The organism is Kitasatospora sp. NPDC127116 (genome assembly GCF_042677365.1).
Taxonomy (GTDB): Bacteria; Actinomycetota; Actinomycetes; order Streptomycetales; family Streptomycetaceae; genus Kitasatospora; species Kitasatospora lactacystinica.
Genome location: NZ_JBHXTL010000001.1, coordinates 17274 through 36033 on the forward strand (window position 1 = coordinate 17274; position 18760 = coordinate 36033).

Here is an 18760-nt window from a genome sequence, read left to right on the forward strand (position 1 = left end):
GTGTCCGGGTCGATGCTGGCCGTCGGAGGCGGCCCGGGCCTGCGCACGTTCGTGTCGGTTTCCCGCCGGACAACGGCTTCACCTGCTGGTTCCCTGAGGGGCATGTCCAACGCAAGCAAGTCCTCGCTCTTCCGATCCCTCCACACGCCCGATCGCCCACTCGCGCTCGCGAACGCCTGGGACGTCGCCAGCGCCCGCGTCATCGAAGCCGCGGGGGCGACCGCGATCGCCACCACCAGCGCCGGGGTGGCCTGGTCGCTCGGCGCCCCGGACGGGGACCGCGTCCCCCGGGGCCCCGTGCTGGACGCCATCGCCCGCATCGCGTCGGCGGTCACCGTCCCGGTGACCGCCGACATCGAAGGCGGCTACGGACAGAGCCCCGCCGAGGTCGCGGAGACCGTCACGCGGGTACTGGAAGCCGGCGTGGTGGGCATCAACATCGAGGACGGCACCCGCTCCCCCGGCACGCTCGTCGACCGGCTCGCGGCCTCCCGCGGTGCAGCGCAGAGGGCGGGCGTCGACCTGTTCGTCAATGCCCGCATCGACACCTACCTGTTCGGACTGGGCGACCCCGCCACCCGGCTGCAGGACACGCTGGAACGGGCGCGCTCCTACATCGACGCCGGCGCGGACGGCATCTTCGTCCCCGGCGTCACGGACCCCGGCGTCATCAGGGACCTGGCCGCAGGGCTGACGGTCCCCCTCAACATCATGGCGGGTCCGGGCACCGTGCCGGTGGACGAGCTGGGTGCCCTCGGCGTGGCCCGTGTCAGCCTCGGTTCGAGCGTGGCGCAGGCCGCCTACGCCGTGGCACGGCATGCGGCACTCGAACTGCACCGCGTCGGCGGCTACGACCACCTCCGGCAGACCATCGACTACCCGGAGCTCAACAGCCTGTTCACCGCGACCCGCTGACCACCCCCGGCTGCACGCCCGAGGCAGCCCGGAACCCTCCGCCCCCGGCACGACGGACGCAGTGCGCCCGGTCCTGCGGACTGACCGCACCCCGTCCCCTGTCCCGGTGTGGCAGGGCGGAAGTGCTGCCGCTCCCGGTCATGGACCTGCTGCTGACGATCAGGTCCAGTGCTCCCGACGGCAGCGGCCGGGATCCCGTCGAAGACCGGGACACCCACGAGGACACCGGCATCCGGATCGGCCGGAGCCACGACTCACAGCTCTGCCGCTGCCCGGTCCCGTTCGACCGCCCGCACCGCGAAGTCGTGCCGTACGGGCCGGGGTTTCCTCGGGCCGCCGCGCTCCAGCCCGCTGGGCGCCGCCCGCGCGCGGCGAGGGCCGTGCACCGGATTGATGCCCCGCGCCCTCGGCTCTCCCCGCGAGTGAGTGCCGTCAGCCGGCAGTGGTGGTTTTGGGGAGTGCGCGGTGGGCGTACCAGGCCTCGCAGGCCTGGGCGCGGGTACCGGTCGGGTTCGTACGGTGCCAGGCGCTGGTGAAGCGGTTGAACTCGAACTGCTCCCCGATCTCGCGGGGCCGGAGCGTCTCCGGGCGCGCGGCATGCCAGTGGGCCACCGCATCGGCCAGGGGCAGGCCGGCTCCCCGGGCGATGAAGTCGCGCATGAAGGCGTCGAAGTGGAAGCCGGGGCCGATCGTGCCGACTCCGTCACCTCTCCCCCACTGGTTGCAGGCGTTGCTCCGAGGCCCGAGGGCGGACGATTTTCCGCGGAAAATTCCACGGCCCCCGGAGAGACGGTGTCGTCGGTGCACGCAAGGACGCCCGCGCCTGGCCCGCGGTCCGTCCCGGCGGTGCTCGACCCGGGCATGCGCGGCGTAGAACTGTGGGGCCCGCGCCCGTTCGGACTGCGGCACCCCACGGGCCGAACCCGGTTCCGTCACCTTCACTCCGGAAGGGGAGCGAAGGAGGGCGACAGCCCGCTGAGTGGTTCGCGTGATGGTCTGCCCGTCAGGCCTCGGCGCGACTTCTCCTGACAACAGCAGGGCCTTCCCCGGCTGCCACTCGCGGCACCGAGGAAGGCGTTCCGTCACACGTCCCGTTCACCGAACACGCGGACCACCCATTCGTCGAGCCGGATGCCGAACGCCACCGCCGAATCGATCCCCGAAGCCGGAAACGTCCCGGCGTCGTCCATGCTGGCGAGATAGTCGACGTCGGCCCAGCCGCCTCGGAACAGCACCACCGACAGCTGGGTCTCCTCGGGACCGGAGACAAGAACCCCCACCGAGTCGGGATCGGCCACCCGCGTCCTGTCCGTCTCAAGGCGCTGCGGCCACGGCGCCGTCCCGTCGCGCCATGTCATCTCGCCCGCCACCAGACCAGCGGCCCGCCAACCGGGCGTCCGCGCAGCCACCTCCGCAGCCGCCTCGTCGAGATCCACGATCGTCTCCATGGCATGGATCATGGCCCGACCCAGCCGTGGTTCTCCACCGAATTCCGCCCGTACGACATGCGGGTGCTGCCATGCATGACTGGTTGACGGTCAGATCTGATGCCCCGGGTGCCGTGCATTCCAGGCTCGGACGACGGCAGCTCGCTGGTCCTCAAGACCGACGACGTCTCCGGGCTCGGCCGGGGCGAAGATGTCGACGATCTCAGGGGCCTCGCCTTGAAGGTCCGGAAAGCGGACGTACGCCTGCCGTCCGTTACTGAACTGGCGCAACTGTCCCGACGGATGAACGTCAGGACGGGCTCCCTGGCAGCAGAGCAGACGGCCGTCGCGCTCCAGCTGCCGCCGGGCCTGGGCGAGGCAGTCGAGGTAGTCGGTTCCGCTGATCTCGGTGAGAACACCGTCGTCGAGGAGCGCGATGAGTGCGCCGGAAGACGGACCGATGCGAAGGACGACAGGTCGGAGGGAGCCGTCCGGGTCCACGGTTCGAAGGCTCACTTCCTCGATCCAGCTCGCCGGGGAGATGCTGCTGTCCGAGGTGCTGTCCTCGCCGAGCCCACTGTTCATGCCGCCCATGATCGCCGCGGGAGGCCGACCCGGGAAGGGTTGGGCAGTCGGAGGAGGAGGACCCCGGATCCTCTCCTCGGCCGGCGGTGTCGCTCCGCGAGTGCAGCCGGACGATTTTCCGCGGAAAATTCCCAGCCGCAGAATGCGCACCGTCAGCGCCGGACCGTCGAACGGACCGACCGGGCCGGCTCCCTGTTCACCGGCGTCCGACCGTGGGAGTCAGCGGTGCTTCGGTGAGTCGTGCGCTTCCCGGCTCTACCGTCCGGCGGCGACCGGCCATGCCCTCCCCGGTACACCTCGTCGGCCCGACCCCCGGTACCACGCGACTGCTCGCTGCCCCCGGACCGACGGATCCATCCGGGACCGGCGGAACGGCCGGGAGGCAGGGGACCCGCCGCACCGCTGCCCCGGTCGGCCTGGTCATCGGGGACTCGTGGAAGCTTCCGATTTTCCGCGGAAAATTCCGCATCACCCTCGAACCCTCTCTGGGACGAGGGCTTCCCGGGCGCCGAATTTTCCGCGGAAAATTCGGCGCCCGGATCGCGGGTCACCCCCGGCGGACCTGAGCCGGTACGGAGAGGTGGGCCAGGTGCGCCGACTTCCCCTCGGATGTCACGGGTGTGTCGTCGCGGAGCGAGTACCCGTGCTCAACTCCGGGACCTGGCCCCACTCCCCCGGTGGTGTCAGTCGAGCATCCGGCGCGCCGTCTCGCGCAGCTGGTCGTCACGGTGCCGCTGGGCGGGGTAGCAGGTGCCGTACTCGCGCAGCAGTCGGCGTTCGCTGGTCGCCCAGTGCAGCAGCTGCGGCCGGAGGTCGGACGGATAGGGAGGCCCGATCCGGTGGACTGCCTGAAGGGCCCGCACACCCACGGGGCGGGACGGATCCAGCAGCGCGGTCAGAACCGGGAGCGCGACGGACGGATCGCCGGTGATCCGCCAGTGGGCCTCGGCGGCGTGCAGTCGGGTCCAGTCGTAGCCGTCGTCGAGGTAGCACTCGATCAGCGGCAGCAGGGGAGTGGCCGCATCGCCCAGGCGCCCTGCCTCCTCCAGCCGCCGACTGTCCTCGGCGAGCTGGTGTGCCAGCAGGCGCAGGACGGCACCCGGCTCGTCGGTGAGGAGGGCGGTGGTGACGGCTGCCGCGGCCGCGAGCTCGTCATCGGTTGCGCGGGTGAGGGCTTCCAGAGGGCCGAGGAGCCCGGCGTCCCGGATCGCCCAGTCCCCGAAGCGGCGAACGAGGGTCCGGGTGGGGCGGTCGTGCAGCAGGCGGGTGAGGTCGGGCAGATGGGTGCGGACCTCCTCGACGGAGAGAGCGTCGTAGAGGCTGTCCAGGTGGGTGGCGTCCCGGTGCCGCAGGGCGAGGCGCTGGTGCTCGGGGTCGCGGGTACGGAGAGCGAGTGCCGCCAGTGCCTCCGGCGCCGGTTCGGGAACGTGGGTGAGGAGCCGCGGATCGCCGAGCTGACCGAGGATCGTCTGGGCGCGGCGGCCGGCGAGGGTGTCGGCGTGGACGTGGGGGAGGAGGTTGTCGGCGAGCGCCGGGTCGGGGCGGGAAGCCCCGAACAGGCACTGGGAGATCACGTCGAGCAGGCCGCCGAGGTCCCAGAGGTCGTGCTCGTGGCGGAGGGCTTCGGTGAGCAGACTGACGGTCTCGTCCTCGCGGTCGCGCCACATCGCCGACAGGTGTCGGGCTCGGCGCGTGCCGCGGCCCTGGTGGTCCCCGTGGGTGATCCAGCCGCGGGCCACTGCCGCCAGGGCGTCCGCGTCCTCGGTCAGGATCCAGGTGCGTTCGTCGGTGTTGCCGATCCCCGGGACGAACTCACCGGCACTGAAGTCGAAGCCGGGGTCGCCCCCGGCCTCGGCCAGGACGGCGACCACGTCGGCCGGGTAGGGCGCCTCTGAACGTTCCAGCAGGGCCAGAGCGCCGGCGGCGCGGACGGCCGGCACCGGGTCCGTCAGGGCCGATCGGAGGCGGCGGCGGGCGGCATCGCTGTCCGGGTCGAGCAGCGTCAGGACGGTGAGTGCCTCGGCGCGGACAGCGGCGGCAGGGTCGGAGGTGTAGCAGGCGGTCAGCGCGCGCAGGACAACGGGGACGGTGTCGCCGGTGGCACGGCGGGCGACGCGCACCATGTTGCGGCGCACCACCGGGTCGTCGTCGCGCAGAAGGTGCAGCAGCCCGGCCACCTCGGCCGCGATCCGGGTACACCCCTGTACCTCGTCGTCGTACTCCGGCTCGGCTTCGGTGCCGCCGCATCCGGCCAGGGCGGCGAGCAGGTCCGCCCGTTCGTGGCGGCTGTGCGCCGCTGCGTGGGCGAGGAAGGGAACGGCCGCCACCGCGGCCGATGACACCGACCCTTGGTGCAACGCCCGGCCGAAGAACGCGGACAGCGCCTTGTCCGCGAGGTGCTGGTCATCGGAGTACAGGGCCTGTATCCAGCCGGGGACGTCGCTGCCGTCGCCGTAGGCGTGTCCCAGCGAGGGCCAGTCGATCGTGTGCAGCTCTTCAGGTGATCTCACACCGGCACACTCTAGGTAGGGGCACGGACAGTGCTCGCAGGCCGTGACGCGAGCTCGACGGGTCCGGCGCGGATCGGCTGGACGCGGTCCCACATCCTGTGCCGAGGGCCCGTCCGTTTCGCCGCCTCACCGATTTTCCGCGGAAAATTCCGTGGGCCTCCTCCGGCCTGGAGTTGCCCGTCCCTGATGTCGGCTGGCCCCGCAGACCGGCACCGGGGGAGCGGCCGACCGGGTACCCAGGGATTCATCTCGGGAGCCTCCAGGCGATTGAATGCCCGGGTGATGGACTGGACACGGATGCACGACTGCTACGGGGACGTCGATCGCGTTCCCGAGCTCCTGGAACGCGTCGAGCGCGAGGACGATGCCGAGGCGTGGAAGGAACTCGGTTACCGGCTCTGCCTGGAGGGCGGCCTCGTCTTCGCCGCGAGCTTCGCCGCCCTTCCCCAGCTCGTGCGGCTCGCGTCGAGCGATCCGCGGGCGCGCGCACTGGCCGGCAGGATCCTGCGGCGCGCGGCAGGGCATCACGGCTGCGACGATCTTCTCGCCGACCGCGCCGGGACGATCGCCGAGGTTCGTGTGCTGTTGGACCTGTACCTGAGGTCGCGGCCGGACGACTACCTCGCGGCGTTCCTCGACCTGCTGGCGGTCAATGCGCAGTACCACTGGAGCGCCGCCCTGGGGGACTTCACGGACGACTTCTATCACCTGGCCTGCCCCCACTGCGGTGCGGAGGTGACCATCGCCATCGGCGACTACGAGCGCTACTCGGCGATCCGGGACTGGAACCTGGGCGACGTAGAGCGACGCGACCTGCGGCCCGCGTCCCCCGGGAAACTCTCACGGACCGGCCGCCGGATGCACGACACCGCCGTCCGGGACGGGCAGCAGGTGCTCGCCGCCGGGATCAGGTGTCTTCTCGGCCGTGCCGAATGTCCACGCTGTGCCAGCGTGTTCGGCATCGCGGACGAGTACATGTCCGCCGAGTGCCCCACCTCGTGGTGATCGACGGTCCGAGCGCGGGGAGTTCGCAGGCGCGGGCATCGTTACGGCGGCGCGTGCACGACCGGAGAAGCTCGGGCCGCCGTGCCGAAGGGCTCGCCCGGATCGGCCCGCCCTCGGCGGGCACGATTTTCCGCGGAAAATTCCTCGCGGTCGGTGCGACCACCGCAGCGACGTGTCCGGCCTCCGACTGCACGGGTGGGTGAGTAGAGACTTCGGCGCCGTGGTTCTGCCGGCGGTCCGGCGGACGCCTCAGGATTTTCCGCGGAAAATTCCGAGGCATCCGCCGGGCGACGAAGCGCTGTGCCCGTGTCTCCACCGAGTGCCGTGCGGACGGTCTGGACGGCTGTCGGGGGAGTCCCCGCCGCTCTTGGTCCCATAGGCGGCGCTCCGGTGCACTCCTCACGCGGGACGGCCTCGGCCTCGGCCCTCAGGCGTCGGCGGGCCAGCGCTCGCCGGCGAACTGGGCCAGCGCGACCTCCAGGTCGAGCGGTACGACCTCGGTGGGGCCCAGCTCCCACACCCGGACCCAGCCGTCCGAGGTGGTACGGGACCGCGGCATCTCCCGTCCGGGCACCGGCTTCATCGCAAGGTAGTACGAGACGTTCAGACCGAGGGAGCCGGTCTCCGTGTCCCTGTGGGACCGGATCCTGAGTACCCGTACCTCCGCCACGTCCTCCCACCGCAGCCGCAGCTTGCGGCCACCGTCCAGCTCCACGCCCGTGCCGTCGATGCGCAGTCGCGTCGCGACAGCCCGCAGGGCCAGTGCCCCCAGGACCAGGACGCAGAGTGCGCCGAGCAGTACGGGCCCTTGGCGCACCAGCAGCAGCCAGGTCCGATACCAGTCGTCCCGGAAGCCCGATCCCGAGGACATCGGAGAGACCACCAGGAGGAACACGACGACCGGCGTCAACAGATCGAACGCCAACGCCCGCAGAGCCCCGAGGCTCCGCACGCTGCTCCTGAGCACCACCTCGCGCGGTCCTGCGGAACCGGCGGGCACACGGTCCGGCGCCCCGTCGGTGAGCCGCGAGAGCAACTCGGCGTGCCGGAACTGGTAGACCCCGCCGACTCGCCGCAGCACGCCCAACCGACGGCCGTCCTCAAGGAAGCCCAGCAGGTCCGGTGGCAGACGTCGCCCACCCGCCAGGACGAGGCACGTGGCGGTCCAGCGGCCCCATCGGCTGAGGGCCATCAGCACCGCGGCCGAGCACGACCAGCTGATGACGAGGCCGCCACCGATGAGCAGCGGATCGCCGTCGAGCCAGTGGAAGAACGCCACTGAGGTGCCTGCGACGGCCGGCGCGACCAGTGCGGATTCGACCAGGGCGATCCTGCGCTCGTCGCGCAGCAACTGCTTCGGCCTGGCCGCCATGTCGAACTCGGTCGACCGTGTCAGGAGCACACCGGAGAGGAGGGGAAGCAGGAAGACGCACAGGCTTGCCGATGTGGTGCCGGGCAGGGCCACACCGACGGCTGTCGAGGCAGCGGCCGACGCGGCCAGGAGCACCCGGCCGCCGATTCCCGCCGCCGGCCTTCGTGGGCGGTTGTCGAAGCCGCTGAACAAGTGCCTGGTGATGACCCGTCCGAACGCCGTGGCGATGATGGCGACCGCGGCGACGGCCCCGAGCGCCTGGCCCACCCCCGGGATCCCGAGCCCGGGCCGCGGGGGAGCGGCCCCCAGGAGGGCGGCCAGTCCCGCGATCGCGTAGCCGGCCGCAGTGCCGCAGACGCCCACGACGATGAGGACGACGGCGCCCCAGACGCCCGGCTCGGTCAGCAGGCTCCGCAGCTGCCACCACGCGATGTCCTGAGTCCGCCGGCGGTGGAGGTCATCGGCCAGGAAGCGGAAGTACGCGGGTGCGCGGTCGGGCCTCCAACGGCGCACCGGCCCGGGGAGGTAGGACGGTCGCGGCCCCTGCGCGCAGACGGCCGGGATCAGCCCGTCCAGGAGATGGCCCTCGATGTCCGCCTGCGTGGGCAGCAGCGTCGCATCGAGCAGCTCCCGAGGATCGGACTCCTTCGGCGCGTACACCGTCGCCGCGAGCCAGAGCATCAGCGGAGAGGACAGAGCGACGGCGACCGGGCCCTCGGGGTCGCCCTCCATGGCGTCGAAGAGAGCCTGCCAGGGGCCGAGACGGTCCTGATGGCACATCTGGGCGAGGTAGGCCCTGCCGGCCTGCGGCGGGACGGGACGGGCACGCAGAACGGGCACACCGCGCAGCACCGGCGAGGAGTCCACGGCATGCCGGTACGCCTCCGGCCGGGACGTCAGGACCAGGGGGTCCTTGGTGCCGAGCGCGCGCTTCAGTGCCTCCACTGCGTTCGTGCGAGCCAGCGGCAGCAGTTCGTCCAAGCCGTCGAGCACGGGAACGATCCGCCGACTCCGCACCAGGGACTCGACGGTGGGCCGATCCAGACCTGCCACGAGATCCCCGTAGTCCTCGCCGATACGCCTGATGACCCAGTCCTGGATGCTGATCCCCGGCTCCCAGTCGGACATCGACAGGATCACCGGGACGCTCTCCCGCGAGCCGGGGACCCTGGCTCTGGCTTCCAGCAGCTCGACCACGATCAGGACGACCAGGGAAGACTTCCCTGCCCCGCCAGGACCGGTGACCACCAACTGGTGCGGTGCGAGCGCCCGGAGCCGAGAGACCACGTCCTCGAACCCGAGCTGCTCGGGCAGCCCCCTGCGCGAGTCGCTCCCGTGAGGTTGCTCCAACTCCCACGGAACCAGCATCGGAACCCGCTCCCGCAGACCGCGGACGTTGGCCTCGTCACGCCACTGCTCCAGGACCTCGCGGGCCAGCCCGTCCAGGGCGACTTCCTCTGCGCCGGTGAGGGCCGGCCCTTCGCCTCGGGGAGCGGGGGCAGAGCCGAGATAGACGGCGCCGATGTTCCTCGCCTGGATCAAGTTCCGAGACGATCCCTCGTTGTGGTTGTGCACCTCTCCAGTCACGCCGACATGCTGTCAGGCCGGCGCCTGTGCACGAGGGGCTTCCTGCGGCTCCTCGATGGTGCCGAGGACCGGTTGGAGGCAGACGACCGCGGCTGACCGTGGAATTCCACGCAGGGCGAATTCCGCAGCCAACGCGGAGAACACAAAAGACTCATGTAAACGATCTATAGACATCGCGTGGCCGGGCGTGCCCTCGACGTCGTCGGGTCCGCGGCCACGGGATGCGGAGCACTCGTGCCGGTCCGCCGGGACTGATGCGCCGGTGTCGACGAGCGGCTTCCGACCACGGTGTACGTGCGGTTCGCCTGCCGCGAGCGCGACCTCCACCCGTCGGGCGACGGGGAGGAACCCCCGCGAGCGCGGGGCCCACTCCTTGACGAGGTTTCCGTCCCCGACTCGCAGCTGTCGCAGCGGGTCGAGCTCCGTACGCGCTTCGGGGTGTCCCTGCGCGGGCGGGAGACGAGCCGGAACGGACGGTAGCCGCGCCGGGGCAGTCACAGGCAGCGGAGCAGGGCCGGACGGTCCCTCGTGCGGACGGCCGGGAGCCAGGCGGTGGTGGGTCCTGGCAGGCGGATGCGGCACCAGAGGGTGGAGAGGAGGTCGGCGTCGCGGCCGCTGGTGTGGTAGTCGTCGGGAAGCAGCACGTTGACGGCCGGCTCCCAGCCGATCTCGGCGGTCCGGAAGCGGTAGTACCACATCCGGGCGTTGCCCTCGTTGCGGTCGGAGATGTGCAGGCCGAAGCCGTCGTCGGCTGCGCGAGCGGCAGAGCCAGCCGCGAGGACGCTCGCGCCGCCGAGCGCCAGCGCGGCGCCGAGCCCGCCGGCGGACTTGAGGATGCTCCTGCGGGTGGGGTGGTTTGCGGTCACCGTGACCCCCTGAAGGCGCGTGATGACGGCCCGTCCTGCGGTCCGGCAGGCTGATCCGCTGTTCGTGTGGTGTCAGAATGGGGGCTTGTCATCCCGTCATCCCAGAAGCCGGGCACAACCGCGTCACGGCCAGGCCGTCGCCCGGCCGCTGAGCGCCTACGACCACTGACCGACTTCGGAACCACTCGACCGGGCCTTCGGGGCCCAGGCGTTCGGGAGCGGAGAAGGGTCAAGGAGATCGAGTGAGTGGAGGAGGCTCTTTCCGGTCTCGTTGAGCTGGGGTAGGTTGCCGCGGTCGAAGGGTCGGCGATCGGCCGGATTGCGGGCCAGTGCGGCGGGTGAGGTGGCTGGGGAGAGCCGGTAGTGCCGCCAGCGGACGAGCTGCCCGCGGTACGTGACCTCGAGCAGGTCCGGCTTGTGCCAGGCCACGAAGGACCAGTGGCCATCGTTGTGGCAAGCCCAGGCACCGACCGGGCCTGCCAGGCCGGTGCGGCCGAGGGCGTCCAGGGCGGCCCTGGTGGGGCTGGACCAATTGCCCCGGACGGACAGCAGGTTGGTGGCGTGCTGCTGCGCGACGACACCTGTCCGGTCGTCGCTGAGTTCCCGGACGGCCTTGGCCACCGGGTCCTGGAGGAGTTGGTTGGCGAGTTCCAGGACGTGGTCCGGCTCCACCATGACGCCGAACCGCCCTGCCAGTTCCGGTGTGACGTATCCCGCGATCCGCTCCTCCGTCGCGGCCAGGAGCAGCTCGGCCAGCGCCGAGGCCAGCCGCTTGTACTGGCCGGTCTCGGCCTCGCCGACGGCCTGGTACTCCAGTACGGCCAGCACCAGCGCCGCCAGCGACGCCGCCGATTCGGCCTCCTCCGGCAGGAGCCGGTACGGGTCGAGCCGGTCCAGCGGGGTGGTCACGTCGGCCAGTGTGCTGTACCAGGACCGGTCGTTGGCCGGCCACGCGTCCTTGGCCAGGAAGTCGAGCAGTACTCGGACCAGCAGCAGCCTCGGAACGAGCGGCAGATCCGCCCGCGCCCGCCGGAGCCGTGCGGCCATCTTCCGTCGGCTGGCCCGGAGGGCTTCCTCGGCGTCCTCGGTCGATTCGTCCGCTGGGGGCTGCTCCTCGGTCTCGACGTCGTCGCTCTCCAGGCCGGCTTCCTCCTCCGGGGTGAACACCTCGAACCAGGAGCGCCCGCCCGGGTCGGCCTCCGGCGCGTCCGGCTCGGGCGACGCGTCCAGGGGCCCGTCGGCGGCCTGCCGTCCGAGGGCGAAGAGGGTCAGCGGGAGTCCGAGCTCCGGTTCGCCCGAACCCGGGCCGGCGGAGACCGGTGCCCCCGGGCGGGTCGGGGAGCCGCCGCCGGTGGAGGGTTCGGGCTGGACGTCGAGCAGACTGTCGAGAAGTTCTTCCAGCAGCGCGTGGTGACGGAAGAGGTTCCCGGGCTGGGGCGGCGCGGGTTCGCGCTTCTCGGCCGCCGGCCGTTGGACGGTCTGCGCGACGTCCGTCACGGGGACGCGGTCCGGGCTGCCGAGGATGCCCACCCGGCTGCCCGGCTCGGCGTCCACCGGGAAGCGGTGCTCCGTGGCTCCGGCCGGCACAGTGCCAAGGGCTGTCCATTCCTCGGGTGGCCGGCTGTAGTGGGAGAGCCGCAGCTCGACACCCCGCTCGGCGGGCCGGGCCAGCCAGACGCGCAGGCCGCCCTGGTCGCGGACTGCGCCCAGGAGCCTGGGCAGGCGGGCGGGCGGTGCGTCGTCGGCTGCCCGCCGCGGCGGGGCGAGGTGCACGACGGCCTCCGGGGCGACCGGCTCTCCCGGGGGTGCGAGCGATCGGTCGGCCGGTGCGATCACGCCGATCTCGCAGTTGCCTCCGTCCGGCACCGCGCGCAGCAGGGCGGCGGCGGAGAGGTTCGGGCTGCCCGTGAGCGCCCAGCGCTGCCCGTCGACGGCCCACTCGATCAGCTTCCCGTGCCGGTACCGGCCGTCGAACGGGCTCTTGCGGGCCTCGCGCCGCAGCTCGCCTCCGTGCTGCCGCAGGAGCGCGCTCACCGCCGGTCCGTCCAGCTCGGTGCCGTGTTCCTGGTAGCAGACCGTCAGCCGGCGCGGCTTCAGGCGAGCGACGAGCCGAGCCAGCGCGGTGGCCCCGGGGTCGTGGAACGGAGCCGAGACGGTCAGTTCCGCCACCGGCCCCTCCGGCAGCTGCTCGATGATCGGCCGGTGCAGCGAGGAGACGAACCGGGCCTCCTGCTCGACCACCGGGGCGGCCGCGACGCGCTGGTCCAGCAGGTCGGCCGTGCGGTTCAGAGCGGTGGCGAGGGGCGGCATCATCGCGACCCGGCTGCACGGGAGTTCGCGCAGCCAGGCGGCCAGGTCTGAGAAGAGCGCGGGGGTGCCCTGGGCGGTCGAGCGCAGCACCGTCCACAGCTCGTGGTTGGTGCACCAGCCCGCCACAGTCGTGTTGCCCGAGCCGATCGCGACGGTGGCCCGCTCGGGCCCGGCCACGACGAAGAGCTTCGGGTGGAAGGCGGCCGGGGCGGCGGCTGGCCCGGCGAGGTAGTCGCGGCCGGGCAGGCGCGCCGAGCGCGGGTCGAGCACCAGGTGGTCGGCGTCCCCGAGGACCGTCACGCGGGCCCCGGCGGCCCTGGCCGGGCCGAGCGCGAACTTCTCCAGCAGCTGCAGGTCGACGGTGTAGCTGAGCAGCAGCAGCTCACTCGCCTGGCAGTCGCGATGGTCCTCCTCCTCGTGTATGAGCTCCAGCGGCGAGGCGATGGACGTGTCGGCGGTGGACGTGTCGTCAGGCACAGAGTTCCCGCCCGAGCTCGGTGACGCGCCAGCTCTGCGCGTCGACGGTCAGAACGCCGCAGCCGGCCAGCACGTAGGCCAGGCGGTTGAGGCGCAGGATCACCCGTGAAGTCCCCTCGGGGCCCCGGGTGAAGAGGAAGGAGTCGCGCTGCTGGAGCTTGGTGGGCAGCCTGAGCCGCCCGTCGGGCGCGGGCCGGGACTTGGCCAGCGCGACCCGGGCGGAGCGGCGCAGCAGGACAACGGCGAGTTCGCGGGCGCACTCGGCGAGCGGGAGGCTGCGGCGGTCCGTCAGGTAGGCGGCGAACCAGCGCGGGTGGAGCTCCTGGCCGTGCTCGTTCGGCGGTCCGTTGTACGCCCGGGCGGTGTCCCCGGTGAGCTCCTCGGCCCAGCGCGCACCCTGGGCAAGCACCGCGAACTCCTCCTCCGGCCGGATCTCGCTCCCGGTGGAGCCGAAGCGGGCGGTGCCGGAGTTCGGTGTGGCACCGATTCCCGGGGTCGGCAGCGCATCCCAGAACTCGCCGACCGTGCCCGGCGGCATGGCCTGCGCGAACCGGTCGGCCCACTCAGCCTGGTGGACGCCCTCCGCGGCCTGCCCGACCAGCCAGGACCAGAGCCTGCGCCAGGCCGTCACCGAGTAGTTCCGCAGCGCCAGCCCGCGCCAGTCGGCCGCGCAGACGTACCCGGCCAGCTCGCCGCCCTCGCTCATCCGGGGATCGAGGGCCAGGAACTCACCCACTGCCTCCTCCACTGGACGCTCCGACGGGTGACCGTCCAGGACCCGCGTGAGCAGCCGGACGGTCTCCCGCCGCCGGGAGGCGACCTCGTCCGAGCCGTCCTCGGACGCCCGGCACAGCAGCTCCGCCAGCCACCGCCCGTCCGGCTGCGCGCCGCCCCGGCAGACACAGAGCTGCTCCACGTAGGGCTCGACGTCGGCCATCCGCAGCTCCTCTCCCCGGGCCAGACCCAGCACCGGTTCGAGGCCTTCCCGGACGGGGCTGCGGTCCAGCCGCGGCCCGGGCGCGGGGCGGCCCGCGGAGCCACGGACGGCCGTCAGGATGCCGAGTTCACGCTCGGAGGTCTGGTACGGCGGCAGGAAGCCCCATTTGCTGCGGGTGTAGCCGCCTTCGGCGGGTCGGACGGCCGCCGCGAACTCCACCGCCGAGGCGGTGAAGAGCCCACGCAGCCGGCCCTCGCCATGAGCCTGCGGGAGGCCGTACAGGCCGTGGTCCTCCCCGTGAAGGTGGGAGGCGGCGGCGAGCACCACCTCGCAGCGGCGCAGCAGCTCCTGCGTTTCGGTGTTGCCCAGCGCTCGTTCCTCGGCCTCGGTGGCGACGAGGGCGTGCAGCGCGTAGTAGCGGGCGTGCGGGGTCACCGTGGTCACCCCGGGAACCAGGCGGGCGACTTGCCGCAGCACGTACCGCTCCACCGCCAGGGGGTACTTCCCGTCGATGAGCCGCAACCCGCTCGCCGACCAGGCCGCGCCGACCCGATGCGCCTGCTCCTGCACCGCCACCTCCCTGACACGGCAACCTTCGCCGCGTGTTGCTGTGTGATCCTATGTCCGGGCTGTCCGACGGTTAACGGCCGGGCCGGAGGACTGTGCTCCACTTCCCAACTGATGTGGCCTGCGCCCTGGCCTTCGCCCTTGCCACAGCGGCCAAGGGCCGGAATCCCGCGATGATCGCACTCTTCACGGCCAGCCTGCTCATGACGGCTTCTCGCGACAAGCACCGTTGCAGCGAGCGATGGCCCAGCGCCGACGGCGCGGGGTGACTTCCTTCGTCAGATGCTTCGGCTGCTGATTTGTGCGGCGACGAGTTCGCTCAGGGGGCGCAGAGACTCGGGAACCAGCCGCGGCAGCAACGGGATCGCCTGGGTCCAACAGCCGTCGGCGAGCAGCTCCTGGAGAAGGCCCTGGGCTGCCGCCCTGTCTGTGTCCGTGCGGCCGTGACGGCCTCCCCCAGCGTGAGCGAGCGTGAGGCAGAGCTGAGCAGTGCTGTCCCGGGGCTCCTCGACGGGCAGGACTGCGGGCGCCTCGGCCAGGACGTGGGCGGCAGCAGCCAGCGCAACGGCACGCGCCGTCGGTGTCGGTGCTGCGTTCGCGATGCGCAGGGCATCGGCGGCACCGCCGTCCAGGGCGCTGAGCAGGGCGAGTTCGGCGTGGGGAGCCCGTTCGGGGCGTAGGGAGCGCAGCCATTCGTCCAGTTCACCTGCGGCGCGTCCCGGTGCGGGTGCATAGTCGAGTCGCCGCAGCAGGGCCAGGAGCACCGTCTCCTCCCGGTCCCAGGTCTGTCGAGGCCCGTTCACGAACTTCGAGGCGAGCCGGATCGCTTCGCTGAGCTCCGGATCCGGTCGCGTCGGATCGGGGACTGCGAGCAGCAGTTCTGCCAGCGCCGGAAGTTGGCCGACCGGGCGGCCGGCGCCGATGCGCCGTCGTACCAGCTGGATCGCTGGCCCGATCAGTTCAGCGGCCCGTTCCGGATCGTGCCGTGCCACGCCGACGGCGACGAGAACCAGCGCGCGTCGAGCCCGCCTGCCCCGCACCGAAGAGGAAGCCTTGGCGTCCGCCGACTCCTCCATCCGGGCCACCAACAGTGCCGCTTCCGCGTCCCCTGCATGGGCCAGGGCCTGTGCGACGACTCCTCGCACGGCGAAGTGCGGAGTGCGAGGGGTCAGCCGGGCGGCCTCGTGGGCGTACGCAACCGCCTCGGTCGAGCGACCGCCGAGAGAGCATCCCATGGACAGCGCGGCAAGATGACGAGCGCGGTCGCCCGGCTCCGTCGAGAAGCTGATCAGCTGTTCGGCCTGTCCGAACTCACCGGCCGTACCGAGCGCCCGGACCAATTCCTCGGTCGAGCGGGCGCTCAGAACGATCGGAGTGTCGGGGAGCGAGGAGCGGACAGCGGCCTCCACCTGCTCGCGCCCGAGCTCGACGTTGCCGTCGTGCACCAGCTGTTCCGCGTACTGGAGCCGGGTGACCGGACCGATGAGGGGTTCGTGGTTCCCGAGCGCCGGGTTTCGGCCCGGGAGGGTGGACGGCGGGGGTTCTTCGTTCGCTTGGGCACGAGGCCGTGCACTTCGGGTCGGGGGAGTCTGCGCGAGGTTCCGCTTGGTCTCCCGCTCATCCTTCAAAGCCTTCGCGCTCGCTTCCACCTTCGCCCGGTGGACCCGTCGTTCCTCCTTCTTCGCCGCGAGGTGGGCGGCGTGCTCTGCTGCCACCTGTTCGTCGACTGTTGAGAGAAAGGCCTCCGCCCGCTCCAGTTGGTCGTCGCCTAGAACGCCGGTGCGAACCCCCTGGCCAAGGGCGGTCACCAGCAGCTTGGCGTCCAGGTGAGGTGTGAGGCCGGTGCCGGCCGCGGTCTCGGCGCGGACCATACGGTCCATCGTGCCGGAGAACTCGCGTCCCCGGTGGGCCCGCTCGGCTGGAGAGTCCAGCCTGACCAGGGCAGTGTGCAGTCGGTCCCGCGCGGTCTTGAGCACGTCCCAGGCCTTCGACCGGCGGCCCATGGTCGCCAAGGCCTGGGCCGCGATTGCGAGAACGTCCACCACGATCAGCCCGTCGGACAGGTCGATGGCCTCACAGAGCTCTTCGATGCGGTTCAGGTTCGCGACGTTGCGTGAGCTGGAGGCGCGGGCGATGGTCGCCCAGATGTCCACAGCCATGGCCTGGGCCCGAGGGTTGGCCTCGCTCAGCTCCTCCGCGTGCTCTTCCAGGGCTTCCACGAAGCGTTCGCAGCCGCCTGCGGAGAGGAGGACCGATCCGTCGGCGAGCGCGTCCATGTCGGCCGCGTCGCTGAGCACCACGGCTCGGAACAGCGTCTTTGCCTCATCCCTCCTGCCGATCGTGTCCAACGCGCGCGCTGCCTCCGCCACTTCCGCACAGGCGTCCTCGAAGAAGCCACCGGCCCGCGGAGTGAACCGGCCCGCCCGGACCATGCAGTCGGCTGCCTCTCGCGCGATCGCCGTGGCATCGGGGTGCCAGGCGCGTGCCGCTTCGACGGCGACTTCGGCCAGCCGGGCGGCCCGCACCACGAGTTCCGGCTCCGAGCGGGCCACACTGCAGGCGCGGGCGACGTCCCCCAACCGTACGAGGAGCACCGGAGCCCGAGGCGGGACCGGTCCGACCCGGCGCTGCACGAGGTCCAGCGCCGCGGCCAGCCGGATGGCGGTCCCGGCCCCCTGCTGTTCAGGGTCCGATACCTCGACCGCCTCGAGCTCGGATTTGAGACGACGTAGTTGGTCGAGCATGACCTGAGGGCCCAGCGTGTTCTCCACCCGCAGCAATCGCAGCGGGTCGAGCAGGAACCGTCCGCGCTCACCGACCGTGTCCAGAATCTGCGGATACTCGGTCAGCAGATAGGTCGGAGAGCCCTCGGGCCAGCCGGCCTCACGCCAGCGCTCCGCCCACGCGTGCAGCCGACGAGTGCAGCGCTCTACGGTGGCCTGGTCCCACTCCCGCCGGATGGCGTGCGGCATGTCGGGGTGGCTCAGCAGGTGGGCCCCGGCCGATTCCTCGTTCGAGACGATGCAGCGCTGCTCCCTGCTGTGCAGCAGGCCGGTCACGTCCTCGACGGAGGCCCCGGTCAGCTCCGCAAGGTCGGCCGCGCGCAAGCCGCTCCCGTCGTCCGTGATGGCGAGCAGGTCGGTGACGGCCCGGCCCAGGTCGGTTGTACGCAGCCGCTCCAGGTCCGCGAAGCCTGCCTGCTCGACATCCTCCGACCAGTCGCCGGCGGTGAGCGGGCGAAGGCACTCGCGCCAGCGCAGCGGATGCCCTTCGGGGACGTCGGCGGGCAGCGGCCAGCTCCGCCGACTGGAAACGATGACACGGACGTTCGCAGGGGGAATGGCCGGGAGAAGTGCGGCGATGCTCGACACCCCGGTTCCACCAGTTGCCCCAGCCATAGGCCAGGCGCGGTCTTCGTCCAAGCCGTCGACCACAAGGAGGAGCTGCCGCTTCTGCTTTCGACTATGACTCGCGGCCTTGGTGAGCAGGCGCGTGAACTCCGCCTCGTCGGACTGTTTCCTCCGGGGCGCGGGCACCTGGAGCTGTCGGCGCAGGGCGGCGAGGAATCCGGTACGGGTGTTCCTCCCGTGCTCCTCGGACAGGACGCAGATCAGGAGGTCGACATCCTTCGGCGGCTGCCTCGCGTAGTCGGCGAGCAGCGCTGTCTTTCCCACGGGAAGCTGCGCGTGCCACCACAGATACGAGGCCGCCTGCGGACTCCGATCACAGACGAAGGCGTCCATAGCGGCGCGCTCGCGCTTCCTGCCGCGCTTCTCCGAGTCGGCTCTCCACTCGTGCCGGCCCCTGGCAGTCTCCCCTTGGGCAGCACGGAGAGCCGCTTCCCACTCGTCGCGCGGCTGGAGGTGCGGGCCGGGACGGTCCTGCAGGTGCTCGATCAGGCTCCAGAACAAGTCTGTCGCGTGAGGAGCGGCCTCACCGCGGCACCAGCGCCGGAGGACCGACTCCTGCAACGCGCCGTCCGGGACGAGTTGCGCGGCGGCCCGCCTACTGATGCCGCGGGTCTCGATCAACTCCTGCAGCATCGCACCGAGGCGCCTACGTGCCGCCCCGGGCGCCGTACTACTGACCATTTCTGCTCCCGCGCTGGTGAATAAAGGGCCCCTGACCAGCGGAAACCCCGTCCGGACGTGGAGGCGCACCGGCACGCCGTCAGAAGCTCGGCCCATCGACCGCGGGCCACA

General features: G+C 71.8%; 10 protein-coding genes and 1 pseudogene. 2 read left to right on the top strand and 9 right to left on the bottom strand.

Annotation, left to right across the window (positions count from 1 at the left end):
* Positions 1-102: 102 nt before the first annotated feature.
* A complete protein-coding gene (locus tag ACFVHV_RS00050) occupies positions 103-915 on the top strand; it encodes an isocitrate lyase/phosphoenolpyruvate mutase family protein (protein ID WP_380347674.1) in 813 nt (270 codons plus the stop codon).
* 432 nt (positions 916-1347) lie between these two features.
* Here the strand turns inward: ACFVHV_RS00050 and ACFVHV_RS00055 are convergent, their stop codons facing one another.
* The 4 genes from ACFVHV_RS00055 to ACFVHV_RS00070 form a co-directional block, all read right to left on the bottom strand.
* On the bottom strand, positions 1348-1575 hold the full coding sequence (locus ACFVHV_RS00055) for a hypothetical protein (RefSeq protein ID WP_380347676.1): 228 nt from the start codon (positions 1573-1575) through the stop codon (positions 1348-1350).
* A gap of 422 nt (positions 1576-1997) precedes the next feature.
* Positions 1998-2363, bottom strand: coding sequence for a hypothetical protein (locus ACFVHV_RS00060; RefSeq protein WP_380347678.1), 366 nt, complete (start codon positions 2361-2363; stop codon positions 1998-2000).
* 90 nt (positions 2364-2453) lie between these two features.
* A complete protein-coding gene (locus ACFVHV_RS00065; RefSeq protein ID WP_380347680.1) occupies positions 2454-2927 on the bottom strand; it encodes a hypothetical protein in 474 nt (157 codons plus the stop codon).
* Between the two features lie 683 nt (positions 2928-3610).
* The gene (locus ACFVHV_RS00070; protein WP_380347682.1) at positions 3611-5437 is read right to left on the bottom strand and encodes a hypothetical protein; all 1827 of its coding nucleotides are present in this window, start codon (positions 5435-5437) and stop codon (positions 3611-3613) included.
* A 297-nt stretch (positions 5438-5734) separates the two neighbouring features.
* On the opposite strand from ACFVHV_RS00070, the gene ACFVHV_RS00075 reads away from it, so the two are divergent.
* Complete coding sequence (locus ACFVHV_RS00075) at positions 5735-6442, top strand: hypothetical protein (protein WP_380347684.1); 708 nt, start codon at positions 5735-5737, stop codon at positions 6440-6442.
* Positions 6443-6869: 427 nt separating this feature from the next.
* Here ACFVHV_RS00075 and ACFVHV_RS00080 read toward each other — a convergent pair whose 3' ends face one another.
* The 5 genes and pseudogenes from ACFVHV_RS00080 to ACFVHV_RS00100 form a co-directional block, all read right to left on the bottom strand.
* The gene (locus ACFVHV_RS00080) at positions 6870-9356 is read right to left on the bottom strand and encodes a hypothetical protein (RefSeq protein ID WP_380347686.1); all 2487 of its coding nucleotides are present in this window, start codon (positions 9354-9356) and stop codon (positions 6870-6872) included.
* Positions 9357-10009: 653 nt separating this feature from the next.
* A pseudogene (locus ACFVHV_RS00085) lies at positions 10010-10267 on the bottom strand (esterase); the annotation flags it as partial.
* Positions 10268-10423: 156 nt separating this feature from the next.
* Positions 10424-13054 carry a hypothetical protein gene (locus tag ACFVHV_RS00090; protein WP_380347688.1) on the bottom strand — a complete coding sequence of 877 codons (2631 nt, stop codon included), beginning with the start codon at positions 13052-13054 and terminating at the stop codon, positions 10424-10426.
* The gene (locus ACFVHV_RS00095) at positions 13047-14561 is read right to left on the bottom strand and encodes a hypothetical protein (protein ID WP_380347689.1); all 1515 of its coding nucleotides are present in this window, start codon (positions 14559-14561) and stop codon (positions 13047-13049) included. The genes ACFVHV_RS00090 and ACFVHV_RS00095 overlap by 8 nt, the downstream gene beginning before the upstream one ends.
* Before the next feature lie 275 nt (positions 14562-14836).
* Entirely contained in the window at positions 14837-18601 is a 3765-nt protein-coding gene (locus ACFVHV_RS00100) for a hypothetical protein (RefSeq protein ID WP_380347691.1), read from the bottom strand.
* Positions 18602-18760: the final 159 nt, after the last annotated feature.